Genomic DNA, 19375 nt, shown 5'->3' with positions numbered 1-19375 from the left:
CAAGGGGATGAAAAAATGGAGTACAGAATTGAAAGAGATACATTAGGAGAAATACAAGTTCCAGCTGATAAATTATGGGCAGCACAAACACAACGTAGTAAAGAAAACTTCCCGATTGGAACAGAGCAAATGCCGCTTGAAATTGTAAAAGCATTTGCGATTTTAAAAAAGAGTGCAGCACTTAGCAATCAAAAATTAGGAAAGCTATCAGAAGAAAAAGCAGAAGCAATTGTGGCAGCAGCTGACGAAGTAATTGCAGGGAAATGGAATGAACATTTTCCACTTGTCGTATGGCAAACAGGTAGTGGTACACAGTCAAACATGAATGTAAATGAAGTAATTGCAAATCGAGGGAATCAAATTTTGAAAGAGAAGGGATCTGACGTACATATTCATCCGAACGATGATGTGAACATGTCTCAAAGTTCAAATGATACATTTCCAACAGCGCTTCATGTAGCATGTGTAATCGCAGTAGAAAATCACGTATTACCAGCAATTACGAAATTAAAAGAAACGTTAGCAGAAAAAGTAACTGCATTTGAACATATTATAAAAATCGGTCGAACACACTTACAAGATGCAACGCCGTTAACATTAGGGCAAGAAATTAGCGGATGGCATCGTATGCTTGAAAAAACAGAGCGTATGATTGCAGAGAGCAATACATATATGAAAGAGTTAGCAATTGGTGGTACTGCGGTTGGGACAGGTATTAATGCTCATCCTAAATTTGGTGAGATGGTATCAGAGGAAATTAGCCAATTTACAGGTAAACAATTTATTTCTGCACCAAATAAGTTCCATGCATTAACGAGCCATGATGAAGTTGTATATACGCATGGTGCATTAAAAGCATTAGCTGCTGATTTAATGAAGATCGCTAACGATGTACGCTGGCTGGCAAGTGGTCCACGTAGTGGTCTAGGAGAAATTATTATTCCGGCAAATGAGCCAGGAAGCTCTATTATGCCAGGTAAAGTAAATCCAACGCAAAGTGAAGCATTAACAATGGTTGTAGCGCAAGTGATGGGAAATGACGCAACAATTGGATTTGCTGCGAGCCAAGGTAATTTTGAGTTAAACGTATTTAAACCTGTTATTGCATATAACTTCTTACAATCCGCTCACTTATTAGCAGATGCAATTGTTTCATTTAATGATAATTGTGCAGTGGGTATTGAAGCAGATGAAGAGGTAATTAAAGAGAATGTGAATCGATCATTAATGCTTGTTACAGCATTAAACCCGCATATTGGATATGAAAATGCAGCGAAAATTGCGAAGCATGCTCATAAAGATGGGTTAACTTTAAAAGAGGCAGCGTTGCAATCTGGATTACTAACAGAAGAACAATTTGATGAAATTGTCGATCCGAAAAAAATGATTGCCCCGAAAGAGTAATAAAAAAAGCCAAGATTCTTTGTTCAGAATCTTGGCTTTTTTGATATTTATTTTATGTCCTACATTTGTACTACTGCAAGTGCCAAAATATATTATTTGTTAGCAGGCGTATTCAATACTTTCATATGTGGACATTTTTCTTTTAAGAGTGAAATAAAAGTATCTTCTTCTTGGGGTACAAAAACTGTTACGGAGTCAAATAGATTGTAATGGATTTCCAATTGCTGTCTAGTCCATTGTTTTGAATGAAGTTTTTTACCAGAGTATTTAATGTGACGAATTTCTTCAAATGGAATTTCAGTATGAAATATGAAACCGTGTTTTACAATAAGAGATGATGCAGTTATATTGTAATGAGAAAAATAGAATGAAGAAAGATTCACGACATTTAGCAGCATCATGAAAGTGAAAAAAATAGAATTTTCATTTTTGAAGAATAGTGAAATGAAAAAAATAATTATAAATAAAGTAATAAAAATTACGTGAAATGGATTCTTTTTCGCTTTAAATTTCAAGTTAGTCACCTCGGTATACGTGTACTGTAACTAAATTAAATCATAACATCGTAATAAAACGTGTGAATATGCAGAATTGCATATTCTTTCGGCTTATTATTCGTGTAAAATTTCTTGATGGGATAAATTTAAATGGAGTTTGGTAATAGTGGAGTGGCTGAAGTGACTTACAAAAATAGAAAGGTAGCGCTAGTCATAATTAGTTGTATAATGATTATGGGTAGTTGTGCTCATAAATTCGTTGAGGATGGAAACCGAAAGCATATATTTGTACAGACAAGTAAAGTGTTAGTAGAGGTTATACATAGAATATATAGAAGGTAAAAGGTGTTTTCTTATACGGAAACACCTTTTTTGTAGTTAAAATTGAAGGCTGAAGTTTTGGAATGTATGAATACCAGTCCCATGTTTAATCAGCTCTTTATCATTTAAATATTGAATAGCATATTTCACCTCGTTCAATATAACAGGTGAAAGGCCGAGGGTATGATGTGAACCAAAAATCTGTTTAATAGGAGAAATGTTTGTAATTTTATTTAGAGACTGAACTAAATCTATAGGATTTGTCGATGGATAAAACGCAAAAATCGTGCCCTCATAAAGTAAATCTCCTGTAAATAAAAACGCAGTTTCATAATCGTATAGGCAAATATGCCCCGGTGAGTGACCTGGGGTATGTATAATCTGAATCTTCCTATTTCCGATATCAATCATGTCTCCATCTTGTAGTAATTTTGTTGGTGTCCCTTGAAAGGGTTTGAATGTTTCAGGTTGAAATGTTTTAGGTGTAGGTAAAGTAATATCACGTGCGAGGTCATGCCTAATTTGAGTAATAGGAAGTCCTTTTATACCGTTAATGAGCCAATCCTCCTCTAAAGCATGTACATAGATTTCTTCGAATTGTGCGTGACTACCGATATGATCCCAATGGACATGTGTTGTGACGACAGTAATTGGTAAGTTTGTTAGTTGGTCAGTTATACGCTTCAGATTATCGATACCTAGTCCAGTATCGATAAGGAGTGCGGTAGTATCGCCTACAAGTAAGAAGGAATGTACTTTCTCCCAATGTCCATATTCACTAATCGCATATGTATTTTGGGCGATCTGTTTAACAGTAAACCACGGGTCTTGTAGAATAGTCATGTTTTGTTTCACATCCTATCGTAATTCATTTATTAAATACATTCGCTTTTCGTTGCTTTATGTCCTTTTTAAAGAATATCTAATAGACGTTTTTATAAAAGTTTGTAAAATGGGTAAACGAAACATTGAAATGTTTATTTTGATTGTGTTAAGATGATGAAGTGATAATAAACGATATTGGAATTTGTTTGTTTTTAGATAAACATTTTAAAGGAGTGTTTAGTATGAGTGATATTTCAGAGAAGTTTTGGGATGCGTCGGTAGAGGAATTGAAAAAAGGGTATGTGTTTGATGAGGAAGCAGAGGAATATATTTGTTTAGCTTGTGGAGAAGCGTTTATTAAGGGTGTTATTTATCAAGATAATCAAGTTTTGTATGAAGCAGAGAAGTTTGTACAAGTGCATGTGCAAAATGAACATACGTCTATGTTTGATTATTTATTAAACCTTGATAAGAAGTATACGGGTTTAACTGATTTGCAAAAGAAAATGGTTCAGTTTTTCCATATGGGGCTGAATGATAAAGAGATTGTAAAAGAGATGGATGGCGGAAGTACTTCAACCATCCGAAATCATCGATTTACACTTCGAGAGAAAATGAAACAGGCGAAAGTATTTTTAGCATTAATGGAACTGTCAGAAGAAAAATCAAAAGTACAAACGAAATTTGTACCCATTCATAGAACAGCAACGATGGTGGATGATCGTTACAATATTACGCAAGAAGAAAATGATGAAGTATTAAAAGCTCATTTTACAGAAGGATTAGATGGACCGCTTTCTAAATTCCCGAAAAAGCAAAAGCGTAAATTAATTATATTACGCCATTTAGTGACGAAGTTTGATAGTAATAAAAAGTATACTGAAAAAGAAGTAAATACTATCATAGAAAGCGTATATCCGGATTTTGTGACTTTAAGAAGATATTTAATCGAATATGGTTTTTTAGATAGAACAGCTGATGGAAGCCAATATTGGGTGAAGTTATAATAATACGAAAAAGAAAATGAATAGAAGTATATCATTATAACAACTATACAAAGAGATGGAAATTGAAAAAATAGATTTTTAATAAAAGGAGAAATGAAATTTGAAACCACCTACAGATAATAATAAAGAAGGTGCGGAGTCACATAAGTTAGAAAGTAAGAGTAAACCGATATGGAAATCGATGTCGATGTTTTTAGTACCGTTACTATTAAGTAATGTATTACAATCGGTTGGACAATTATTTGGTATGGTAGTAGTAGGAAGATGGCTTGGTGTAAATGATTTAGCGGCCATATCAGCATTCTTTCCACTATTTTTCCTACTCGTTTCATTCGTAATTGGTATCGGTTCAGGAAGTTCTATATTAATTGGTCAGGCGTTTGGTGCTAAAAACGAAGATCGTTTAAAAGCTATCGTTGGTACGACACTGACATTTACCTTTATTATTGGAGTTGTGTTGGCGATAATAGGTAGTATTTTTGCGATGGATATTATGCGCCTTATGGGAACGCCAGAAAATATTATTGAAATAAGTGTACACTATGCACGTATTTTATTTATATCGATGCCAGTATTATTTTTATACTTCGCATACACAACATTTATGAGAGGTACAGGAGATTCTAAAACACCATTTTACTTTTTAATTGTAAGTACAGCGCTAAATATGATCTTATTACCGATTCTTATTTTTGGATGGCTAGGAGCTCCGAAATTAGATGTGTATGGAGCAGCCTATGCTTCTGTTATATCTACAGTGATTACGTTCATTGTCATGTTAGTGTATTTAAAGAAGAAAAATCACCCATTACAATTGGATGGCACGGTTAGAAAATACCTTCGGATGGATGGGGAGTTATTAAAGCTATTGCTAAGGCTTGGTATTCCGGCGAGTATTAATATGATATTAGTTTCATTATCTGAAATTGCGGTAATCGCGTTTGTAAATCGTTACGGTTCGGATGCAACAGCGGCATATGGAGTTGTGAACCAAGTTGCAAGTTATGTACAAATGCCAGCAGTTAGTCTTGGTATTACTGTCTCCATTTTTGCGGCGCAATCAATTGGTGCGAATCAATTTGATCGATTGCAGAAAGTTGTGAAGGCCGGAATTATCATGAACTATGTCATCGGCGGTGTATTAATATCTCTTATTTACTTGTTCTCAAGAGACATTTTATCGTTATTTTTGACGAGTCAAACTACAATTGACATTGCTCATAGCCTAGTTATGATTACGTTATGGAGTTATTTAATTTTCGGGCATGCGCAAATTATTAGTGCGACAATGCGAGCGAGTGGTACAGTATTATGGCCAACTGTTATCGGCGTTGTATCAATTTGGCTTGTCGAAGTACCTGTAGCATATTATCTTTCTTACCATACAAATCTTGGCATAGAAGGAATATGGATTGGGTACCCAGCAGCATTTATTGTCAGTTTACTATTACAGTATGCATATTATAAGCTTTCATGGCAGAAGAAACGAATTACACGATTAGTGAGTTAAATAATGCAAATGTCCCTAAGTTATTATACTTAGGGACATTTTTTGTAAGTGTATGTTTATAAATAGCTTTTTAAAGTTATATCAAAATGTTGTCTAATGAGTTTTTTATCACTCATATAAAACTCCCACGCTTTTTCAGGTTCACCGATAATTTCAAAAGATTCTTCTGTAATATATAAAGCGCAATTATCCTCTAGTGCAATTCCTTCTATATTACCTTGATGATTTTGTAAAAAGGAATGGAAGGCGTTCATTCTATTTAATTGATTATAATGTGGACAAAATCTTTTGTTCACAATTCCCCAGCCATTGCTCTCTATATAACCAGAACCTTCATAATCTGAGCGGATACTAGATGTGAACCAGCACATAGCACCAGCGCTATTCCCTGCAATGAGCGTTCCTTGCTGCAAAGCAAATAATAATTTTTCATCTAGTTCATGTTCTTTCCATTGTGTAAGCATGTGAATATAGTTTCCACCACCGAGGTAAATGAGATCAGCGGATTGAATCATTTCGTCTATTTCATATTTAGAAGGTGTATCGGCTATAGTACGTAAAATTTGTACATCGCAGTGTAATTGTTTTTCGAATGTGTCTAAAAATAATTTTATATAGCTTTCATCATCGTGACTAGCTGTTGGAATGAATAATACTTTTGGGTACTGTTTATTTGTTAATTCTATAAGGCGTTCATTAATAGGCAAATGATTTGAATCTTGTAAATCACCGCCACCAATGACAGCTAATTTCATAGTAAAGCACCACCTAATCATTTTTGTTATATAAAAATTCGATAGAAGAGAGTTACATTCCTTCTCTTACGTAATGAATAAGTAGAAAATACGGTTTAAATATATTGGAATAGTAAAGGTGATGATAGCTATATAGAAGAATGAATTGGAAACATCTTATTGATATATAATACTTCATACTATTGTTTCAAAATATGGAAAGAATATGTTTAAATAGATATAACGAAGCGTGAATTCATATTGGATGAGTGCTTATACTTAAAAAAAGAGTCGGAAATAATAGAGATTTTACAAATGAGTTTTTACTTTTAATAGGAAGTTGTATTACAATATGGTAAAATTATTTCAATATATTTATTTAATGTAAAAATACAAAGAGGGAGCGTGAAAAAAGTGGATTTTCGATTTGAATTTACAACGAAGGTGAAAGAATACTTAGATGATGAGAAGGATGAAAAAATAATAAAAGATGGACATAGAGATATCATTTTTCAGTATTTATACCCATTAGAGAGTGAAATTGGCATTTATAAAAATCCTAACTTTACTTTTTTGGCATCAGGAAGACGCTCGCATATCGTATTAGAAAACATTGAATTTAAAACAGAGGTAAATGTAAAAAGTAACATCATTGAAATTACAAAAATAGTGGATAATGTCGTTATTCCATTAGATACTATCGTAGCGAAAGATCGGGAATTATTTGCACTTGGGCGTAATGAGAAGTTTAGTGTACAAATATTAGAGCAGTATCTCTTTGAAACATTTGGAGAGAAGCTAGGATTATAATGAATGGAATGGCGTACGTATTTATAGGTAGTGAATTTTAGTGTATCTCATTCGTGTTTGACCTTTTATTTAATTTATACTACAATTCGTAGTGTGAAAGGAGCTATACTATGTTTACTCAAAACTATAAATTAAATGAGCAAGGGTTAAATCATTTCTTTGGACCGCTTGAAGCGAAAATTATGGAGATTGTTTGGTCTAGCGAGGGTATTACGATTAAAGAAGTGCAGCAGAAATTAAGTGAAGAATCACCTGTGAATTTTAATACTGTTATGACAGTTATGAACAGGTTAGTAGAGAAATTACACTTAGAAAAGCAGACTGTGAAAAGAAGTGGCATATATCGTGCTGTACAAACAAAAGAAGAATTCTTATCCAATCAAACGAAGAAAATGACACAGGAATTGATGGGGGAATATGGAGATTTGGTTGTAAATCATATGCTAGATGAGTTAGAGCAGGTTGATCCGACTTTAATAAAAAAGTTAGAAGACAAATTGATTCAGTTAAAAAAAGAGGATTAATGAAATGAAATGGCAAATGCGTAAAATCGTATTGTTAGCAGTCATTGTTAGTACTCTCTTTTTTGGCATGTTAGTGTATTACGTTACATATCCATTTCTTTTTCAAAATAAGATGTTCTTTCTTTCGAATTTTTGCTTGTTTCAGTTAGAAAAACATATGAAAGAATTATCGCTCATTCGTATTATAATCGCTGGATTTCTACTACTTACTGTGTTCATCGTGTGTAAAAGAATGTGGCGACAATGTTTCTATAGTAAAAAATTACACAAAGTACTTATCCCTTTCATTCGAAAAGGAAAACAAATATATATACTGCCGACCACGGAAATTGCAGCATTTACAATTGGGTTATTTCGTCCGAAAGTTGTCATGTCAGAAGGGATGCTTCAAACATTTTCAGAGGAAGAAATGGATGCGATTATTTTTCATGAAGAATATCATCAAAACAATCGAGATCCGTTAAAATTATTTTGTTTTACGTTATTAGCAGAAGGAATGGTGTACATCCCGATATTAAAAGGGCTATTGCAGCGCTATCATGTGTATCAAGAGCTAGCAGCAGATAAGTATGCGATGCGAAAAATGAAATCTAAATTCGAATTAGGCAGCGCACTATTAAAATTAATTAAAATAAAGACAATGGAGAATCGATGTGTTACAGCTTCATTTGCAAAAACAGCAATAAATTTACGAATCGAGCAAGTGGTAAATGAAAAAGTTGTTAAGCTTACTATTCCGTTACATACGAATTCGGTATATGTAACATTAGGTTTATTCTGTATGTCGGTTGTACTGATTGTCGGAGAGTGCATATAGCCTCTTTTTTTTAAGAATTAGCACTACTTGTTGTAGTGCTTTAGGGGGAATAAAATGAATGCAGCAGATTTAACAATTTGGCTTGTGGCCGGGGCAGGAGTATTGTCATTTATATCACCATGCTCTTTACCGCTATATCCATCTTATTTATCTTATATTACAGGTGTGTCTATTCAAGATTTAAAAGAAAATCGTGGAATGATGCAAAAATCAGCGATTATACATACCGTATTTTTTATGATCGGATTTTCGGTTATATTTTACGCGCTAGGTTTATCAGTAAGCTGGATTGGAATAACATTTTCATCTAACCAAAAATTGATTCAACAAATTGGTGGGATTTTTATTATTTTAATGGGGCTATTTATGACGGGCTTGTTTCAGCCTAAGTGGCTTATGGCAGAGAAAAAGGTGCAGTATAGAAGTAAATCGACTGGATATATTCGCTCGATTATAGTCGGTATGACATATGCAGCTGGTTGGACGCCGTGTGTTGGACCGATATTTTCAGCTGTACTCATGCTTGGTGCAACGAATCCTGAAGGGGCACTTCTTTATATTACCGCGTATACTCTTGGATTTGCGGTTCCATTTTTCGTGATGGCATTCTTTATTGGGAAGGTAAAATGGATCGTTATATATGCCAATGTCATGATGAAAATTGGCGGTGGAATGATGATTATAACAGGGATTTTATTGTACACAAATCAAATGACGAAGATCACAGCATTCTTTATTCGTCTATTTGGTGGATTTACAGGCTTTTAATAATGAGGAGGAAGAAAAGTGAAGAAACTAATTGCGATTATACTGGCCGGGGCACTAATTTGGGCCGGAGTTAACTTTTATAATACAAAAAAAGAAGAAAAAGAAAGAAAAGCAAAACAAGCGGAGTTACAAAAAACAGAAGTATTACCACAAGTAGGATTTAAAGCGCCAAACATAACATTAAAAGGATTAGACGGGAAACTGCATTCGTTAAATGATGCAAAAGGAAAACCGTATCTTATTAATTTTTGGGCATCATGGTGTGGCCCGTGTGAAATGGAGGCACCTGACTTAGTTCATTTGTATGACAAATATAAAAAGGATGTTGAAATTTTTGCAGTAAATGCAACAATCGGAGATCCAGTGCAAGAAGCGAGTGCTTTTGCAGATCGTCACGGATTTAAATTTCCTGTTTTACTAGATATGGATGGAGTAGCCGGATTAGATTATAAAGTATTTTCTTTACCAACGACATTTTTTGTTAATAAAGATGGAATTATCGTAGAGCAAGTACGAGGCGTGCTACCTCCGGATCAATTAGAAGAGAAGTTTAAGAAATTAATTGAGAGTTAAGAGGGGATTTTGTATTGATGGAGTGGATCGTGAGGTTACAACCCGTATCTCTTATAATTGGAAGTCTATTTGGATTTATGTTGATGAAACGAAAGATGAAGAGCGAAAGTGTACCATATGAAAAAATGATGGATGCAGTAACAAATGCTTTTCTAATTATCGTATTTGTATGGAAATTCGCACCGGCGTTTTTAAATCCAGTATGGGCCATTAGGTCGCCATTGCAAGCATTATTAGCTATAGGAAGTATGAAACACATTGTAGTAGGATGCATAATTGCAAGTGTATACATTGTTTGGAAAAGTAAAAAGGGGCAATTTTCGCTTCGTATTTTACTAGATGCATTGCCTATTGGACTATGTATGAGTATTATTTTTTATTTTCTATTCCACCACAAAATAGGTGTACAAACGACATTACCTTGGGGTGTGAAAATATATGAATCTAAATTTTTATATCATCCTATATTCGTATACGAGATCATCCTTGCTCTTTGTATAATAAGTTTGTTATGGATGAAAAATGAAAGGATCGGAAATGGAAAGAATATAAGTGTTTTTCTAATGATTGAAGGGTTTGCTCATATCATTCTTTCGCTTGTCAGTGAACAAAATTCGGTTTTATTTGGTTTATCAGTACAGCAAATAATGAGCTTTTTTGTTATTAGTTTAGGGATTATGTTTGTGCCGAAAAAATAAGAGGTATGCATGTATGAAATTTTCATACACGCATACCTCTTTATCATTGGGATTGTGCGCTTTTCTGAAAAAAATGAATGGTTTCTTTCCAAGAATCAATACTAGCAAAAGCGTTATCTTTTTTACTCCCCTGATCATAATTTATCCTTAAATAAGGGATACCGATAGAATGTCCGGCCCTCTTATATACGAGCTGTTTATAAAAATGAGGAGAATGAAATGTATCCAATCTATTAATCGCTTTTTTTGATAATCTTACAATATCAGCTTCATCTTCTTCACCAGCAATTAGCAATACATCTCCATTAATTTTTTCAACTGGTATAGTAGCATTCTCTACAATTTTAGAATCTGAAGTTAAAGCGTTATACCACTTTCGATAGGGCATACCCCTATGTTCTTCAAACATTTTACGACATTCGAGTGCGACGGAGATGGGGTTTGTTGGAGATGCATACGGTAATGCTTTTCCTTTATATGTCCAAGCAGGAGGTAATGTTGTAGCATCAGACCAGGGGACGATACCACTTAGTGCAATAGCTGAACCGTTTAGAGAAGTAACAGCTTTTATTTCTTGGAAAAAGCATGCTGATAAAAGGGCTAGTTCACTTCCTCGAGAGGTCCCGTGTATGCCTAACCAATTTTTGTTGACTTCTTCGCGGTTCTTCATCCATTCAATGGCGGTTTTTATGTATTCAAGGGGGATTTCTACAAGTTGTTTAGGTAGATTATCGATTCCGAAATAAGCGAGGGTGAGTACTGAAAAATTATGTGATGCAAGTAAAGCGGCAAGGTATTCATTTAATCCACCTTCTGAACCACCGAGTACAATAATTCCTGGATTCGCTTTTTTATTTTCATTGTAGAAAAAAGTAGCGACCAATCCATTTTCTCTAATTGGATACCGGACGATTTGTTTGGCATTCCATAATCTTGAGATGTTTATTTCGTCAATAGTAGATCCATTAATTTCAAGTGATAAAGTTAAGTTTTGAGGTGACAATGGATTTTTATAATTTCGCGTAGAATCGTAATGTTCACTTATTTTAATAATGTCTAAGGACCAGAATAATCCCATTCCATCAATCCCTGTATAAGAGCCAGTAATAGGTGCTTGTTCTGTAATGTTTACATTACCATCTTTAGTTGCAATAAATGTGGCTTGTGATTCTAAATATATATCATTTAATCCTTCGGCAATCCTAGAAGCTCTTATTGTTACTTCTTGTAAAGGTTCTAATCCAGTTATATAAATTTGAATGGGAGAATCAATTAATGAGATTAAGGAACTAACTTGAATACGGGGCTTCTTTTTTTTATGAATGCTCATTTCATAACACCTCAATTAAAATTATATATAACATGTTTTCTATGAATAACAAAATAACCCTCTACTGTAAATAGAATTTTATTAATGTGAGGAGGAGTTCGCTTCTTATTAAATAAGAAGGATAATCCATGTTTTGTAAGGATTATCCCGTTTTTTTTTTTTGAAGCTCGATTGATGCAAGCCAATAATCGATTACTGATTAAAATTTCATCTTATTTTTCTTACCTATATTAAAAAATCGGCGGAGTAACAGAAAATAAGACAATTGCATTTTTCTCAAATTGATTTACCCATTTATGCTTTAAATAAGCAGGTATTTTTACACTATCACCAGTTTCTAATATGTATTCTTCTTCGTTTAAGTGCAATGTAATGGTTCCATCCAATACGAAGGCTAATTCCTCACCTTTATGTTCTAGTACATTTTCTGATGAAGCTGTATTCGGCGGAACAGTCATAATTGCTGTTGCTAAATTTCCTGTGAAATCAGGTGATAACAATTCATATGATAAATTATCGATAATCATTTTTTTTCGTTTATGAGAACGTACAATTAAATCGTCTGTATTTGTATCTTCAAGTAAAAAGCTAAATGTTGGAACATCAAGAGCTTTAGCGAGTACTTTTAATGTTTGAATAGAAGGGTTAGCAGACCCACGCTCAATTTGACTTAACATAGATGGTGTAATACCTGCCAACTTTGCTAGTTCTTTACTCGTTAAACCTTTTTCTTTTCTTTGTTTTTCAATTTTTTTCCCAATATCTATATTTTCCATGATTAAAGGCTCCTTACTGTTTATTAAATTATATTTAAATAAATTAAATTAAACTTAACTTAAGTGAATGATTTATGTTAAACTATATTAAAATTAATTTAATTATAATTTATTGAATCGTAAGCTACAAGGTTATGAGGAGGAAGAGAAATGAAGGAAATAGAGAAATTAAAAGAGGAATATCCACTATTAAATAAATTAATCGCAACAGAAGAAGTGTTTTGGGTAAATCCGAACACGGAAAAGTATGAAACGGCAATAAAAGATTCCCCATTGAATGAAGAGAATGTAAAAGATGCGGAAGAGAGATTAAAGCGTTTTGCACCATATATTGCGAAAGTTTTTCCTGAAACGAAAGAGACGAACGGCATTATTGAATCACCCTTAGTGAAAATCCCTTCAATGAAACAAGCTTTAGAGAAAAATTACGAGCAACCTATTTTAGGAGAATTATTCTTAAAATGTGATAGTCAACTTCCGATATCAGGATCCATTAAAGCTAGAGGTGGCATTTATGAAGTGTTGAAGCATGCTGAACAATTAGCATTGCAGCATGGTATGTTAACAGAAGAAGATGATTATGCCATTTTAGATAGTGATACATGTAGAGAGTTTTTTGCAACATATTCTATTGCGGTAGGTTCGACAGGTAACTTAGGACTAAGCATCGGGATTATGAGTGCGAAACTAGGTTTTAATGTAACTGTTCATATGTCAGCAGACGCGAAACAATGGAAAAAAGATTTATTAAGAAGTAAAGGTGTAAACGTTATTGAATATGAGGCTGATTATAGTAAAGCAGTAGAGGAAGGAAGAAGGCAAGCGGATGCTGATCCTAGCTGTTATTTTGTCGATGATGAAAACTCGCATGATTTATTTTTAGGATATGCAGTAGCAGCATCACGTTTACAAAAGCAATTAGAAGAGTTAAAGATTGTAGTAGATGAAGAACATCCTTTATTCGTTTACCTTCCTTGCGGAGTAGGGGGCGGACCTGGCGGAGTAGCATTTGGCTTAAAGCTATTGTTTAAAGACAACGTACATTGCTTCTTTGCAGAGCCGACACATTCACCATGTATGCTACTCGGATTAATGACAGGACTTCATGATAAAATTGCCGTTCAAGATATCGGTATTGATAATGTAACAGATGCAGACGGACTTGCAGTAGGAAGACCATCAGGATTTGTTGGGAAAACGATGGAACCATTTTTGAGTGGGAATTATACAGTAAGTGATGAAGAGTTATATAGGTTGTTAAAAGAACTGGCGGATACGGAAAATATTTATTTAGAGCCTTCTGCACTTGCAGGTATGATAGGCCCAGTGAAAGTATGTAAAGAAGATGAGTATTTACAAAAGCAACAGTTAATAGAGAAGGTGCAGAAAGGCACTCATATTGTGTGGGGAACTGGCGGTAGTATGGTTCCGAAAGATGTAATGAATGGGTATTATAAGAAAGGTTCGGAATAAGCACCAATAAGAAGAATGAGGCTAATTGTAGCCTCATTTTTTCATGTACATAAAAATCTTTGTTATTTTCACAATAGTTCTTTATAGTATATATAAAGGATAACTAATATTGAATAAATACAACAAAAAGCTTTATTTTACATAATAAGAGGATGTGTATACGATGTCATTACAGACTAAATATATAGCGGGTATTTCGCTTGGGGTTATGGGAGTAGGCTTTGCGGCTTCTATCCCTTTTCAAGGAACGGTAGCTGGAGAGATTATACAAGGGGGATTTGAAGCTGGGTTAGTTGGCGGACTTGCAGATTGGTTCGCAGTTACAGCATTATTCCGTCACCCGATGGGAATTCCAATTCCGCATACAGCTTTGTTACCTAAAAACCGTAAACGGGTAACGAAAGGACTCATCAATACGTTAGAAAATGAATGGCTGACAAAAGAGAGTATTACGAATAAAGTAAAAGAAATGCAGTTAGCGCAAATGGTGCTGCAAATTGCTGAGAGAGAAATGCAGTCTGATGCTGTGAAGAAAGGAATTGTAACGATTGCGGAGAAAGCAATTGTTTCAATAGATACAGAAAAGTTAGCGGTTATTATTGAAAAAGAAATGAAAACATATTTGCATACAATTAATACAAGTAACATCTTACAAGTGCTTGTTGATCAATTAGTTGTGCAAGAATATGATGAAAAGACACTTGATTACATATTAGTAAAAGTGAAAGATTGGACAGCGCAAGATGAAGCACGTTACCAGCTCGGAAGCTTAGGTATGAAGGCGATGGAAAATATAAAAGTAGATGGATTCTTGCAGTTTACTTTGAAATCATTTATGAATATTGTAGATGAAGATAAAATTGGTGGTATTTTGCAGAAGTTTATCATTAGCAATATTAACAGCTTACAAGATGCTGATAATAGCACAAGACAACTTATTTTAACAAAAATTCGTCAAGAAATTATAAATGTAAAAGAAAATGAAGCTTTACTACAGGAGTTAGAAAATTGGAAAGAAAAATGGATTGCCAATTGGAATGCTACTGACAAAATTAAAGAGATGCTGGAGCAAGTGCAACAAAGGGCAATTACTTTTGTGAAAAATGAAGAATTTACGGATAAATATGTTATTCCATTTTTACAAACACAAATGAACAAAATAAAAGAAGATGAACAGACTGTTCAAAAAATAGAAGATTGGTTACAAAAACAAGTTGTCACACTGGTTGAAAAGAATCATTCGAAAATTGGAAAGCTTGTACAAGAAAACCTTGATAAGTTAGACGATAAAACATTAATCGAAATGATTGAAAATAATGTAGGAAAAGATTTACAGTGGATCCGAGTAAACGGGGCTGTTTGCGGATTTATGATTGGATTAGTGTTAGAAGGAATTAAAGCGATTATATGAGAAAAACCTTCCACAATTGTGGAAGGTTTCTTATTTTTCAACAACACTCATATTTAAATTGTAAGCTTTCTCGATGTTTAACTTGTACGTCCCATTGCCTGTTTTAATCGAATTTTTATACCAATGTTCTTGCTCGTTTAATTCTGGATTTTCTTCTGAAGAATTGTTTTCTTTTTTTGTTAAATCTTCTACTTGTTCCCAAGGTGTATTTCCAATAGCTTCTTTTTGATTTGTTATTGCTGTTAGAGATACGTCACTCTCTTTTATTAAATGAACAGATACACCTGAGCTTTCTTGTACAAACCAATTGTTTTGTAATTGACCTGGATAAAGAGAAAGATCTCGATTAGAAGCACGAATTTCTACATGTTTCGTTTGTGGGAGTACAAGCGTCGGTTTTACTCGTGGTTCATGACCAAACATTCTTTGATGAAACGGTAATGACTTTAATGTTATATACATTGTTTCCCCAGTCGTTTGAACTGAAAGAAAATCTTCTTGTTTTAAATTGAGTTTTTCATTTCCTTTTGTCGTCATTTCGTATGTTCCAAGAAGGCTAACTTCATTTGAGTTCCTGCCGTCTATCGTTAGAGGATAATTGTCTGTACCTGCATCCACTACAATTTTATTGATAGATTCAGGAATATCAAGTTTACTTTCTGGAATCGTGTTCGTTTGTCTAGTTGTATTAAAGGCGTAACGAACTTCATCTAATAATCCAGTTGATAATAAACAATAAAAAGCAATTCCAACACTTCCTAAAACACCGATAAAGAAAATACTAAAAATATCATATTTAATAAATGATTGTTCCTTCTTAGAAAATAGAAGGTATAGTAAAATTTCCATACCAAGTATAATAAGTAAAACAGGCCACCATGCTGTTAAAGAATCTAATACTTGAGTTCCTTTCATAACTGAAAATAGTAAGAAGCAACCTAGTGCGATAATAGATAGCCCCATAGAAAATGTTCCAACGCGCCATGTTCTCATTCTTTTGTACCACCTTTGTTTTCTTTATTTCCAAGTAACAATTTAAAGCCACCACCAATTAAGAGGAGTGCAACGATAGATGTTTGGAAATAGCGATAATATAGCTCGCTAAGATGAATGTTAAATATAGTTGAAAAGTAATCATTCAAAATAGGAAGGACCGTTTGATCTAATAAATAATAACCACCTAGTGCAATTAACCCAATACCGATCCATCTTTGATGATTGATAAAATAATCAATGATAGGTTCATCATGTACACGTTCTTTTCCATACTTTGTAGTTTGCTGTAAAGCATCAAAAAAGCTATAGAACCAAATGATTGGTACTAAAAATAAAAATGCAGAAAGCCTTAATAAGTCAAGTAAATATATGGAAAGTAAAAAGGCTGCCATAAGCTGAAGACCACGTCGCTGTAGGCCTAAATACATATGTCCTGCTCCAGGAAACATCGCTAAAATAGAAGCGAATGTTTTATTTTTCTTTCCTTGTTCACGGTGCTCTTCAAACTCTTCGAAAATAGTACGATCATCTAGTTGCTCGCCACGTTCTTTTTTCTGTAGTTGTTGAACAACATCGAAGAAATTGTAAATCCATAAAACAGGTAATGTAATAAGAAAGATAAGGAAACTTTCTTGTGATGTTAAGAGCGCAACGAAAATAATCATACTTCCTATTCCTGTGCAAGCTACTAAAAATGTAAGTCCACGTTGCATAAGGCCTAATTGAAAATGTCCAAGTCCAGGAATGATTGATAGAAGAATGATATAAAATCGTTCGCTCTCTTTAGATGACTCTGTAAATTCTCCGGCAGCTTGTTTTTTCGATTGATTAATAATAGTGATAACTAAATCTAATAAATTGATCGCCCATAACACGACTAGTAAAAATAGAGAAAGAAAAGCAATATCACGGGATCCTAATGCTATTGTACAAAATGCTGCAAAGATAAATAGAAATACAGCCCCTCCGCTATATAAAATAAACCGTCCAAACTTTTTTAAATATAAATGTCCAAGCCCGGGAATTAGCCCTAATACAAGTGCTAAAAAGGGATTTTTATTCATGCTTTGAACCTCCGTTCTTTTTCGATGTGTCTACTGATTTGTTTACAATTTGTTGTGAGATAGAAGACTCGTTATGTTTTGAAGATTTCTCGAAATTTGATGTCGCTGTGAAAATATACTGGAATAAACCACTTACCATAAAAATAATTGTAGCCGCAGTTGCAATTATGTAGTGAATGATCGTGCGCTTTAGCGAGTTTGTTTTTATATTTTCATTAGACTGTAGTATTTCAAAATTAATTTGCGTCATAACTTCGTTCGTAAATGAATCATCATTTATCATTGGAAGGTTTTCATGTTGTTCATCAATACTTTCCATATAAAGTGCTAAACAATGATCACATTCATAAAGATGTTCTTCCATAGATTCACGTTCATTGCTTTCTATAAAATCTAATGTATAATTGCGCCAATCTTCTTTTGAATAATGCATCATAGAAACTCTTCCTCCTTCCAATGTTTTTTAATCCATTTTCTTGCCCGGTACAGTTTCATTTCGACTGTTTTCACTTCAATATTTTCCTGCAAAGCAATTTCATGATAACTTTTTTCTTCTAAGTAATGTGCGAGAACGACGTCACGGTAATTTTCGGGAAGTTCTCTCAGTTTTTGAGCAATGAGTAATTTTTGCTCTTTCGTCAATAATAAAGCCTCAACATTATAAGAGGATTTTATATTTTCCGCAGTTTCTTTACATAAGGAGAGTTCATCGTTTTCTCTAGCTTTCTTTCTCTTATAATCAATAGCGTGATTGGTGGCAATACGAGCCATCCACGTTTTTAGTCCGCGAAATTGATAATTAGGGAGAGAGGCGTGAATTTTTACGAATACTTCTTGTGTAACATCTTTCGCATCTTCTTCATGTCTTAAAATAGAAAAGATAACTTGAAAAATATAATGACGATATGTTTGCACAAGGATACGAAAAGCATGTTCGCTTCCTTGCTGTGCTTTTTCAATTAATTGTTTTTCCTCAATGGGTCTCTCCCTCCTTTTTGACGCATTCTATTATATAGACGTAAGAAATGATTGGTCACCCTACACATGTTGTAAAAAAAGAATAATATATTTTTAGGAAGGAAGCTATATGAAAAAAGGTGTGAAAAAATGGTAAGCAGAAGTATATAATGAGCAAGTGGGAAATGTTACGTGAAGAAGGGATGTGAATGTTAGTAGGGGAAGGTCCATACTAACAAACATGAAAATTAAAATATTAATAGCAGACGATAATTCTTTTATTAGGGAAGGTATGAAAATTATTTTAAATACATACGAAGAGTTCGAAGTGGTAGATACAGTAAATGATGGGAAAGAAGCGGTGGAATATTGCAAAAAGAACGACGTTGATATTGCGCTTCTAGATGTTCGTATGCCAAATATGAACGGGGTAGAGGCAACAAAGTTCATTTGTGAAGAGACAAAAACGAAACCGCTAATTTTAACGACGTTTGATGATGATGAATATATTTTGGATGCAGTAAAAAACGGAGCAAAAGGTTATTTATTAAAAAATAACGATCCGGAGCGTATTCGTGATGCGATAAAAGGAGTATATAACGGTCAAACTGTTATGCAAGATGTAGTGCTTGATAAAATTAAATATAATTTAATGGAAAGCAAAGAAGAAGAATGTAAAATAGATAAAAGTCTTTTTACAGAAAGGGAGCTTAGTATTATCGCATTAATTGCGAAAGGTTTTTCGAATAAAGAAATTTCGAAGCAACTTTTCATATCTGAAGGAACGATTGCAAATTATATTACATCTGTTTTAGGGAAAACTGGACTTGAACATCGCACACAAATCGCGATTTATTATTTAACAGGGAAAGTAGATTAA

22 protein-coding genes are annotated in these 19375 nt (G+C 33.8%); 13 read left to right on the top strand and 9 right to left on the bottom strand.

The genetic code is table 11. The features are described from left to right. Positions 1 to 15 precede the first annotated feature (15 nt). Positions 16 to 1404 carry a class II fumarate hydratase gene (gene fumC / locus ACUN28_RS20835; RefSeq protein WP_016088470.1) on the top strand — a complete coding sequence of 463 codons (1389 nt, stop codon included), beginning with the start codon at positions 16 to 18 and terminating at the stop codon, positions 1402 to 1404. 92 nt (positions 1405 to 1496) lie between these two features. On the opposite strand, the gene ACUN28_RS20830 is transcribed toward fumC, so the two are convergent. Continuing rightward, complete coding sequence (locus ACUN28_RS20830) at positions 1497 to 1919, bottom strand: PH domain-containing protein (protein WP_016088469.1); 423 nt, start codon at positions 1917 to 1919, stop codon at positions 1497 to 1499. 132 nt (positions 1920 to 2051) lie between these two features. Here ACUN28_RS20830 and ACUN28_RS20825 point away from each other — a divergent pair, with 132 nt between their 5' ends. Continuing rightward, a complete protein-coding gene (locus ACUN28_RS20825) occupies positions 2052 to 2243 on the top strand; it encodes a hypothetical protein (protein WP_016088468.1) in 192 nt (63 codons plus the stop codon). A gap of 36 nt (positions 2244 to 2279) precedes the next feature. Here ACUN28_RS20825 and ACUN28_RS20820 read toward each other — a convergent pair whose 3' ends face one another. Then, on the bottom strand, positions 2280 to 3065 hold the full coding sequence (locus tag ACUN28_RS20820) for an MBL fold metallo-hydrolase (protein WP_016088467.1): 786 nt from the start codon (positions 3063 to 3065) through the stop codon (positions 2280 to 2282). Between the two features lie 224 nt (positions 3066 to 3289). Between ACUN28_RS20820 and ACUN28_RS20815 the strand changes: the two genes are divergently transcribed. Continuing rightward, positions 3290 to 4054 (top strand): DUF2087 domain-containing protein, encoded by a 765-nt coding sequence (locus ACUN28_RS20815; protein WP_016088466.1) that lies wholly within the window; start codon positions 3290 to 3292, stop codon positions 4052 to 4054. Between the two features lie 100 nt (positions 4055 to 4154). Continuing rightward, complete coding sequence (locus tag ACUN28_RS20810; protein WP_016088465.1) at positions 4155 to 5564, top strand: MATE family efflux transporter; 1410 nt, start codon at positions 4155 to 4157, stop codon at positions 5562 to 5564. 56 nt (positions 5565 to 5620) lie between these two features. Here ACUN28_RS20810 and ACUN28_RS20805 read toward each other — a convergent pair whose 3' ends face one another. After that, positions 5621 to 6319, bottom strand: coding sequence for a peptidase E (locus tag ACUN28_RS20805; RefSeq protein ID WP_016088464.1), 699 nt, complete (start codon positions 6317 to 6319; stop codon positions 5621 to 5623). Positions 6320 to 6712: 393 nt separating this feature from the next. Between ACUN28_RS20805 and ACUN28_RS20800 the strand changes: the two genes are divergently transcribed. The 6 genes from ACUN28_RS20800 to ACUN28_RS20775 all read left to right on the top strand — a co-directional run bounded on the left by ACUN28_RS20800 (position 6713) and on the right by ACUN28_RS20775 (position 10488). Continuing rightward, the gene (locus tag ACUN28_RS20800; RefSeq protein WP_016088463.1) at positions 6713 to 7108 is read left to right on the top strand and encodes a DUF3942 family protein; all 396 of its coding nucleotides are present in this window, start codon (positions 6713 to 6715) and stop codon (positions 7106 to 7108) included. Between the two features lie 110 nt (positions 7109 to 7218). Continuing rightward, positions 7219 to 7632, top strand: a complete 414-nt coding sequence (locus ACUN28_RS20795) for a BlaI/MecI/CopY family transcriptional regulator (protein ID WP_445423414.1) — start codon at positions 7219 to 7221, stop codon at positions 7630 to 7632. A 4-nt stretch (positions 7633 to 7636) separates the two neighbouring features. Continuing rightward, a complete protein-coding gene (locus ACUN28_RS20790; protein ID WP_016088461.1) occupies positions 7637 to 8449 on the top strand; it encodes a M56 family metallopeptidase in 813 nt (270 codons plus the stop codon). A gap of 54 nt (positions 8450 to 8503) precedes the next feature. Beyond that, positions 8504 to 9217, top strand: coding sequence for a cytochrome c-type biogenesis protein CcdA (gene ccdA, locus ACUN28_RS20785; protein WP_088083572.1), 714 nt, complete (start codon positions 8504 to 8506; stop codon positions 9215 to 9217). 18 nt (positions 9218 to 9235) lie between these two features. After that, on the top strand, positions 9236 to 9790 hold the full coding sequence (locus ACUN28_RS20780) for a TlpA family protein disulfide reductase (RefSeq protein ID WP_016088458.1): 555 nt from the start codon (positions 9236 to 9238) through the stop codon (positions 9788 to 9790). A 17-nt stretch (positions 9791 to 9807) separates the two neighbouring features. Then, positions 9808 to 10488, top strand: a complete 681-nt coding sequence (locus ACUN28_RS20775) for a prolipoprotein diacylglyceryl transferase family protein (protein WP_033659659.1) — start codon at positions 9808 to 9810, stop codon at positions 10486 to 10488. A gap of 43 nt (positions 10489 to 10531) precedes the next feature. On the opposite strand, the gene ACUN28_RS20770 is transcribed toward ACUN28_RS20775, so the two are convergent. Beyond that, positions 10532 to 11818: an acyl-CoA thioesterase/bile acid-CoA:amino acid N-acyltransferase family protein gene (locus tag ACUN28_RS20770; RefSeq protein ID WP_016088456.1), complete on the bottom strand. Its 1287-nt coding sequence runs from the start codon at positions 11816 to 11818 to the stop codon at positions 10532 to 10534. 230 nt (positions 11819 to 12048) lie between these two features. After that, the gene (locus ACUN28_RS20765; RefSeq protein WP_016088455.1) at positions 12049 to 12594 is read right to left on the bottom strand and encodes a helix-turn-helix domain-containing protein; all 546 of its coding nucleotides are present in this window, start codon (positions 12592 to 12594) and stop codon (positions 12049 to 12051) included. A 150-nt stretch (positions 12595 to 12744) separates the two neighbouring features. Between ACUN28_RS20765 and dsdA the strand changes: the two genes are divergently transcribed. Together dsdA and ACUN28_RS20755 are read left to right on the top strand one after the other, a co-directional pair. After that, entirely contained in the window at positions 12745 to 14067 is a 1323-nt protein-coding gene (gene dsdA, locus ACUN28_RS20760) for a D-serine ammonia-lyase (RefSeq protein ID WP_016088454.1), read from the top strand. 163 nt (positions 14068 to 14230) lie between these two features. Continuing rightward, positions 14231 to 15478: a DUF445 domain-containing protein gene (locus ACUN28_RS20755; RefSeq protein WP_016088453.1), complete on the top strand. Its 1248-nt coding sequence runs from the start codon at positions 14231 to 14233 to the stop codon at positions 15476 to 15478. 30 nt (positions 15479 to 15508) lie between these two features. Here the strand turns inward: ACUN28_RS20755 and exsE are convergent, their stop codons facing one another. Genes exsE through ACUN28_RS20735 form a run of 4 tightly spaced genes read right to left on the bottom strand, consistent with a single transcriptional unit; the run spans position 15509 to position 18516 of the window. Then, positions 15509 to 16471 carry an exosporium protein ExsE gene (gene exsE / locus ACUN28_RS20750; protein ID WP_098486141.1) on the bottom strand — a complete coding sequence of 321 codons (963 nt, stop codon included), beginning with the start codon at positions 16469 to 16471 and terminating at the stop codon, positions 15509 to 15511. Next, positions 16468 to 17538 carry a hypothetical protein gene (locus ACUN28_RS20745; RefSeq protein WP_016088451.1) on the bottom strand — a complete coding sequence of 357 codons (1071 nt, stop codon included), beginning with the start codon at positions 17536 to 17538 and terminating at the stop codon, positions 16468 to 16470. The genes exsE and ACUN28_RS20745 overlap by 4 nt, the downstream gene beginning before the upstream one ends. Further along, complete coding sequence (locus ACUN28_RS20740; protein WP_016088450.1) at positions 17531 to 17974, bottom strand: hypothetical protein; 444 nt, start codon at positions 17972 to 17974, stop codon at positions 17531 to 17533. Before ACUN28_RS20740 ends, ACUN28_RS20745 begins: the two co-directional genes overlap by 8 nt. Continuing rightward, entirely contained in the window at positions 17971 to 18516 is a 546-nt protein-coding gene (locus ACUN28_RS20735; RefSeq protein ID WP_255290087.1) for an RNA polymerase sigma factor, read from the bottom strand. Before ACUN28_RS20735 ends, ACUN28_RS20740 begins: the two co-directional genes overlap by 4 nt. A gap of 220 nt (positions 18517 to 18736) precedes the next feature. Between ACUN28_RS20735 and ACUN28_RS20730 the strand changes: the two genes are divergently transcribed. Continuing rightward, positions 18737 to 19375 (top strand): response regulator transcription factor, encoded by a 639-nt coding sequence (locus tag ACUN28_RS20730; protein ID WP_016088448.1) that lies wholly within the window; start codon positions 18737 to 18739, stop codon positions 19373 to 19375.

This window comes from Bacillus sp. WC2507, assembly GCF_052656125.1.
This window is presented reverse-complemented; position numbering and strand designations above follow the sequence as displayed.

What these genes read in the sequence shown, in the direction of transcription:
- fumC (WP_016088470.1), top strand. Translation starts at nt 16, where the DNA reads ATGGAGTACAGAATTGAAAGAGATACATTAGGAGAAATACAAGTTCCA.
- ACUN28_RS20825 (WP_016088468.1), top strand. Translation starts at nt 2,052, where the DNA reads ATGGAGTTTGGTAATAGTGGAGTGGCTGAAGTGACTTACAAAAATAGA.
- ACUN28_RS20820 (WP_016088467.1), bottom strand. Translation starts at nt 3,065, where the DNA reads ATGACTATTCTACAAGACCCGTGGTTTACTGTTAAACAGATCGCCCAA.
- ACUN28_RS20815 (WP_016088466.1), top strand. Translation starts at nt 3,290, where the DNA reads ATGAGTGATATTTCAGAGAAGTTTTGGGATGCGTCGGTAGAGGAATTG.
- ACUN28_RS20805 (WP_016088464.1), bottom strand. Translation starts at nt 6,319, where the DNA reads ATGAAATTAGCTGTCATTGGTGGCGGTGATTTACAAGATTCAAATCAT.
- ACUN28_RS20795 (WP_445423414.1), top strand. Translation starts at nt 7,219, where the DNA reads ATGTTTACTCAAAACTATAAATTAAATGAGCAAGGGTTAAATCATTTC.
- ACUN28_RS20790 (WP_016088461.1), top strand. Translation starts at nt 7,637, where the DNA reads ATGAAATGGCAAATGCGTAAAATCGTATTGTTAGCAGTCATTGTTAGT.
- ccdA (WP_088083572.1), top strand. Translation starts at nt 8,504, where the DNA reads ATGAATGCAGCAGATTTAACAATTTGGCTTGTGGCCGGGGCAGGAGTA.
- ACUN28_RS20775 (WP_033659659.1), top strand. Translation starts at nt 9,808, where the DNA reads ATGGAGTGGATCGTGAGGTTACAACCCGTATCTCTTATAATTGGAAGT.
- ACUN28_RS20770 (WP_016088456.1), bottom strand. Translation starts at nt 11,818, where the DNA reads ATGAGCATTCATAAAAAAAAGAAGCCCCGTATTCAAGTTAGTTCCTTA.
- ACUN28_RS20765 (WP_016088455.1), bottom strand. Translation starts at nt 12,594, where the DNA reads ATGGAAAATATAGATATTGGGAAAAAAATTGAAAAACAAAGAAAAGAA.
- dsdA (WP_016088454.1), top strand. Translation starts at nt 12,745, where the DNA reads ATGAAGGAAATAGAGAAATTAAAAGAGGAATATCCACTATTAAATAAA.
- ACUN28_RS20755 (WP_016088453.1), top strand. Translation starts at nt 14,231, where the DNA reads ATGTCATTACAGACTAAATATATAGCGGGTATTTCGCTTGGGGTTATG.
- exsE (WP_098486141.1), bottom strand. Translation starts at nt 16,471, where the DNA reads ATGAGAACATGGCGCGTTGGAACATTTTCTATGGGGCTATCTATTATC.
- ACUN28_RS20745 (WP_016088451.1), bottom strand. Translation starts at nt 17,538, where the DNA reads ATGAATAAAAATCCCTTTTTAGCACTTGTATTAGGGCTAATTCCCGGG.
- ACUN28_RS20740 (WP_016088450.1), bottom strand. Translation starts at nt 17,974, where the DNA reads ATGATGCATTATTCAAAAGAAGATTGGCGCAATTATACATTAGATTTT.
- ACUN28_RS20730 (WP_016088448.1), top strand. Translation starts at nt 18,737, where the DNA reads ATGAAAATTAAAATATTAATAGCAGACGATAATTCTTTTATTAGGGAA.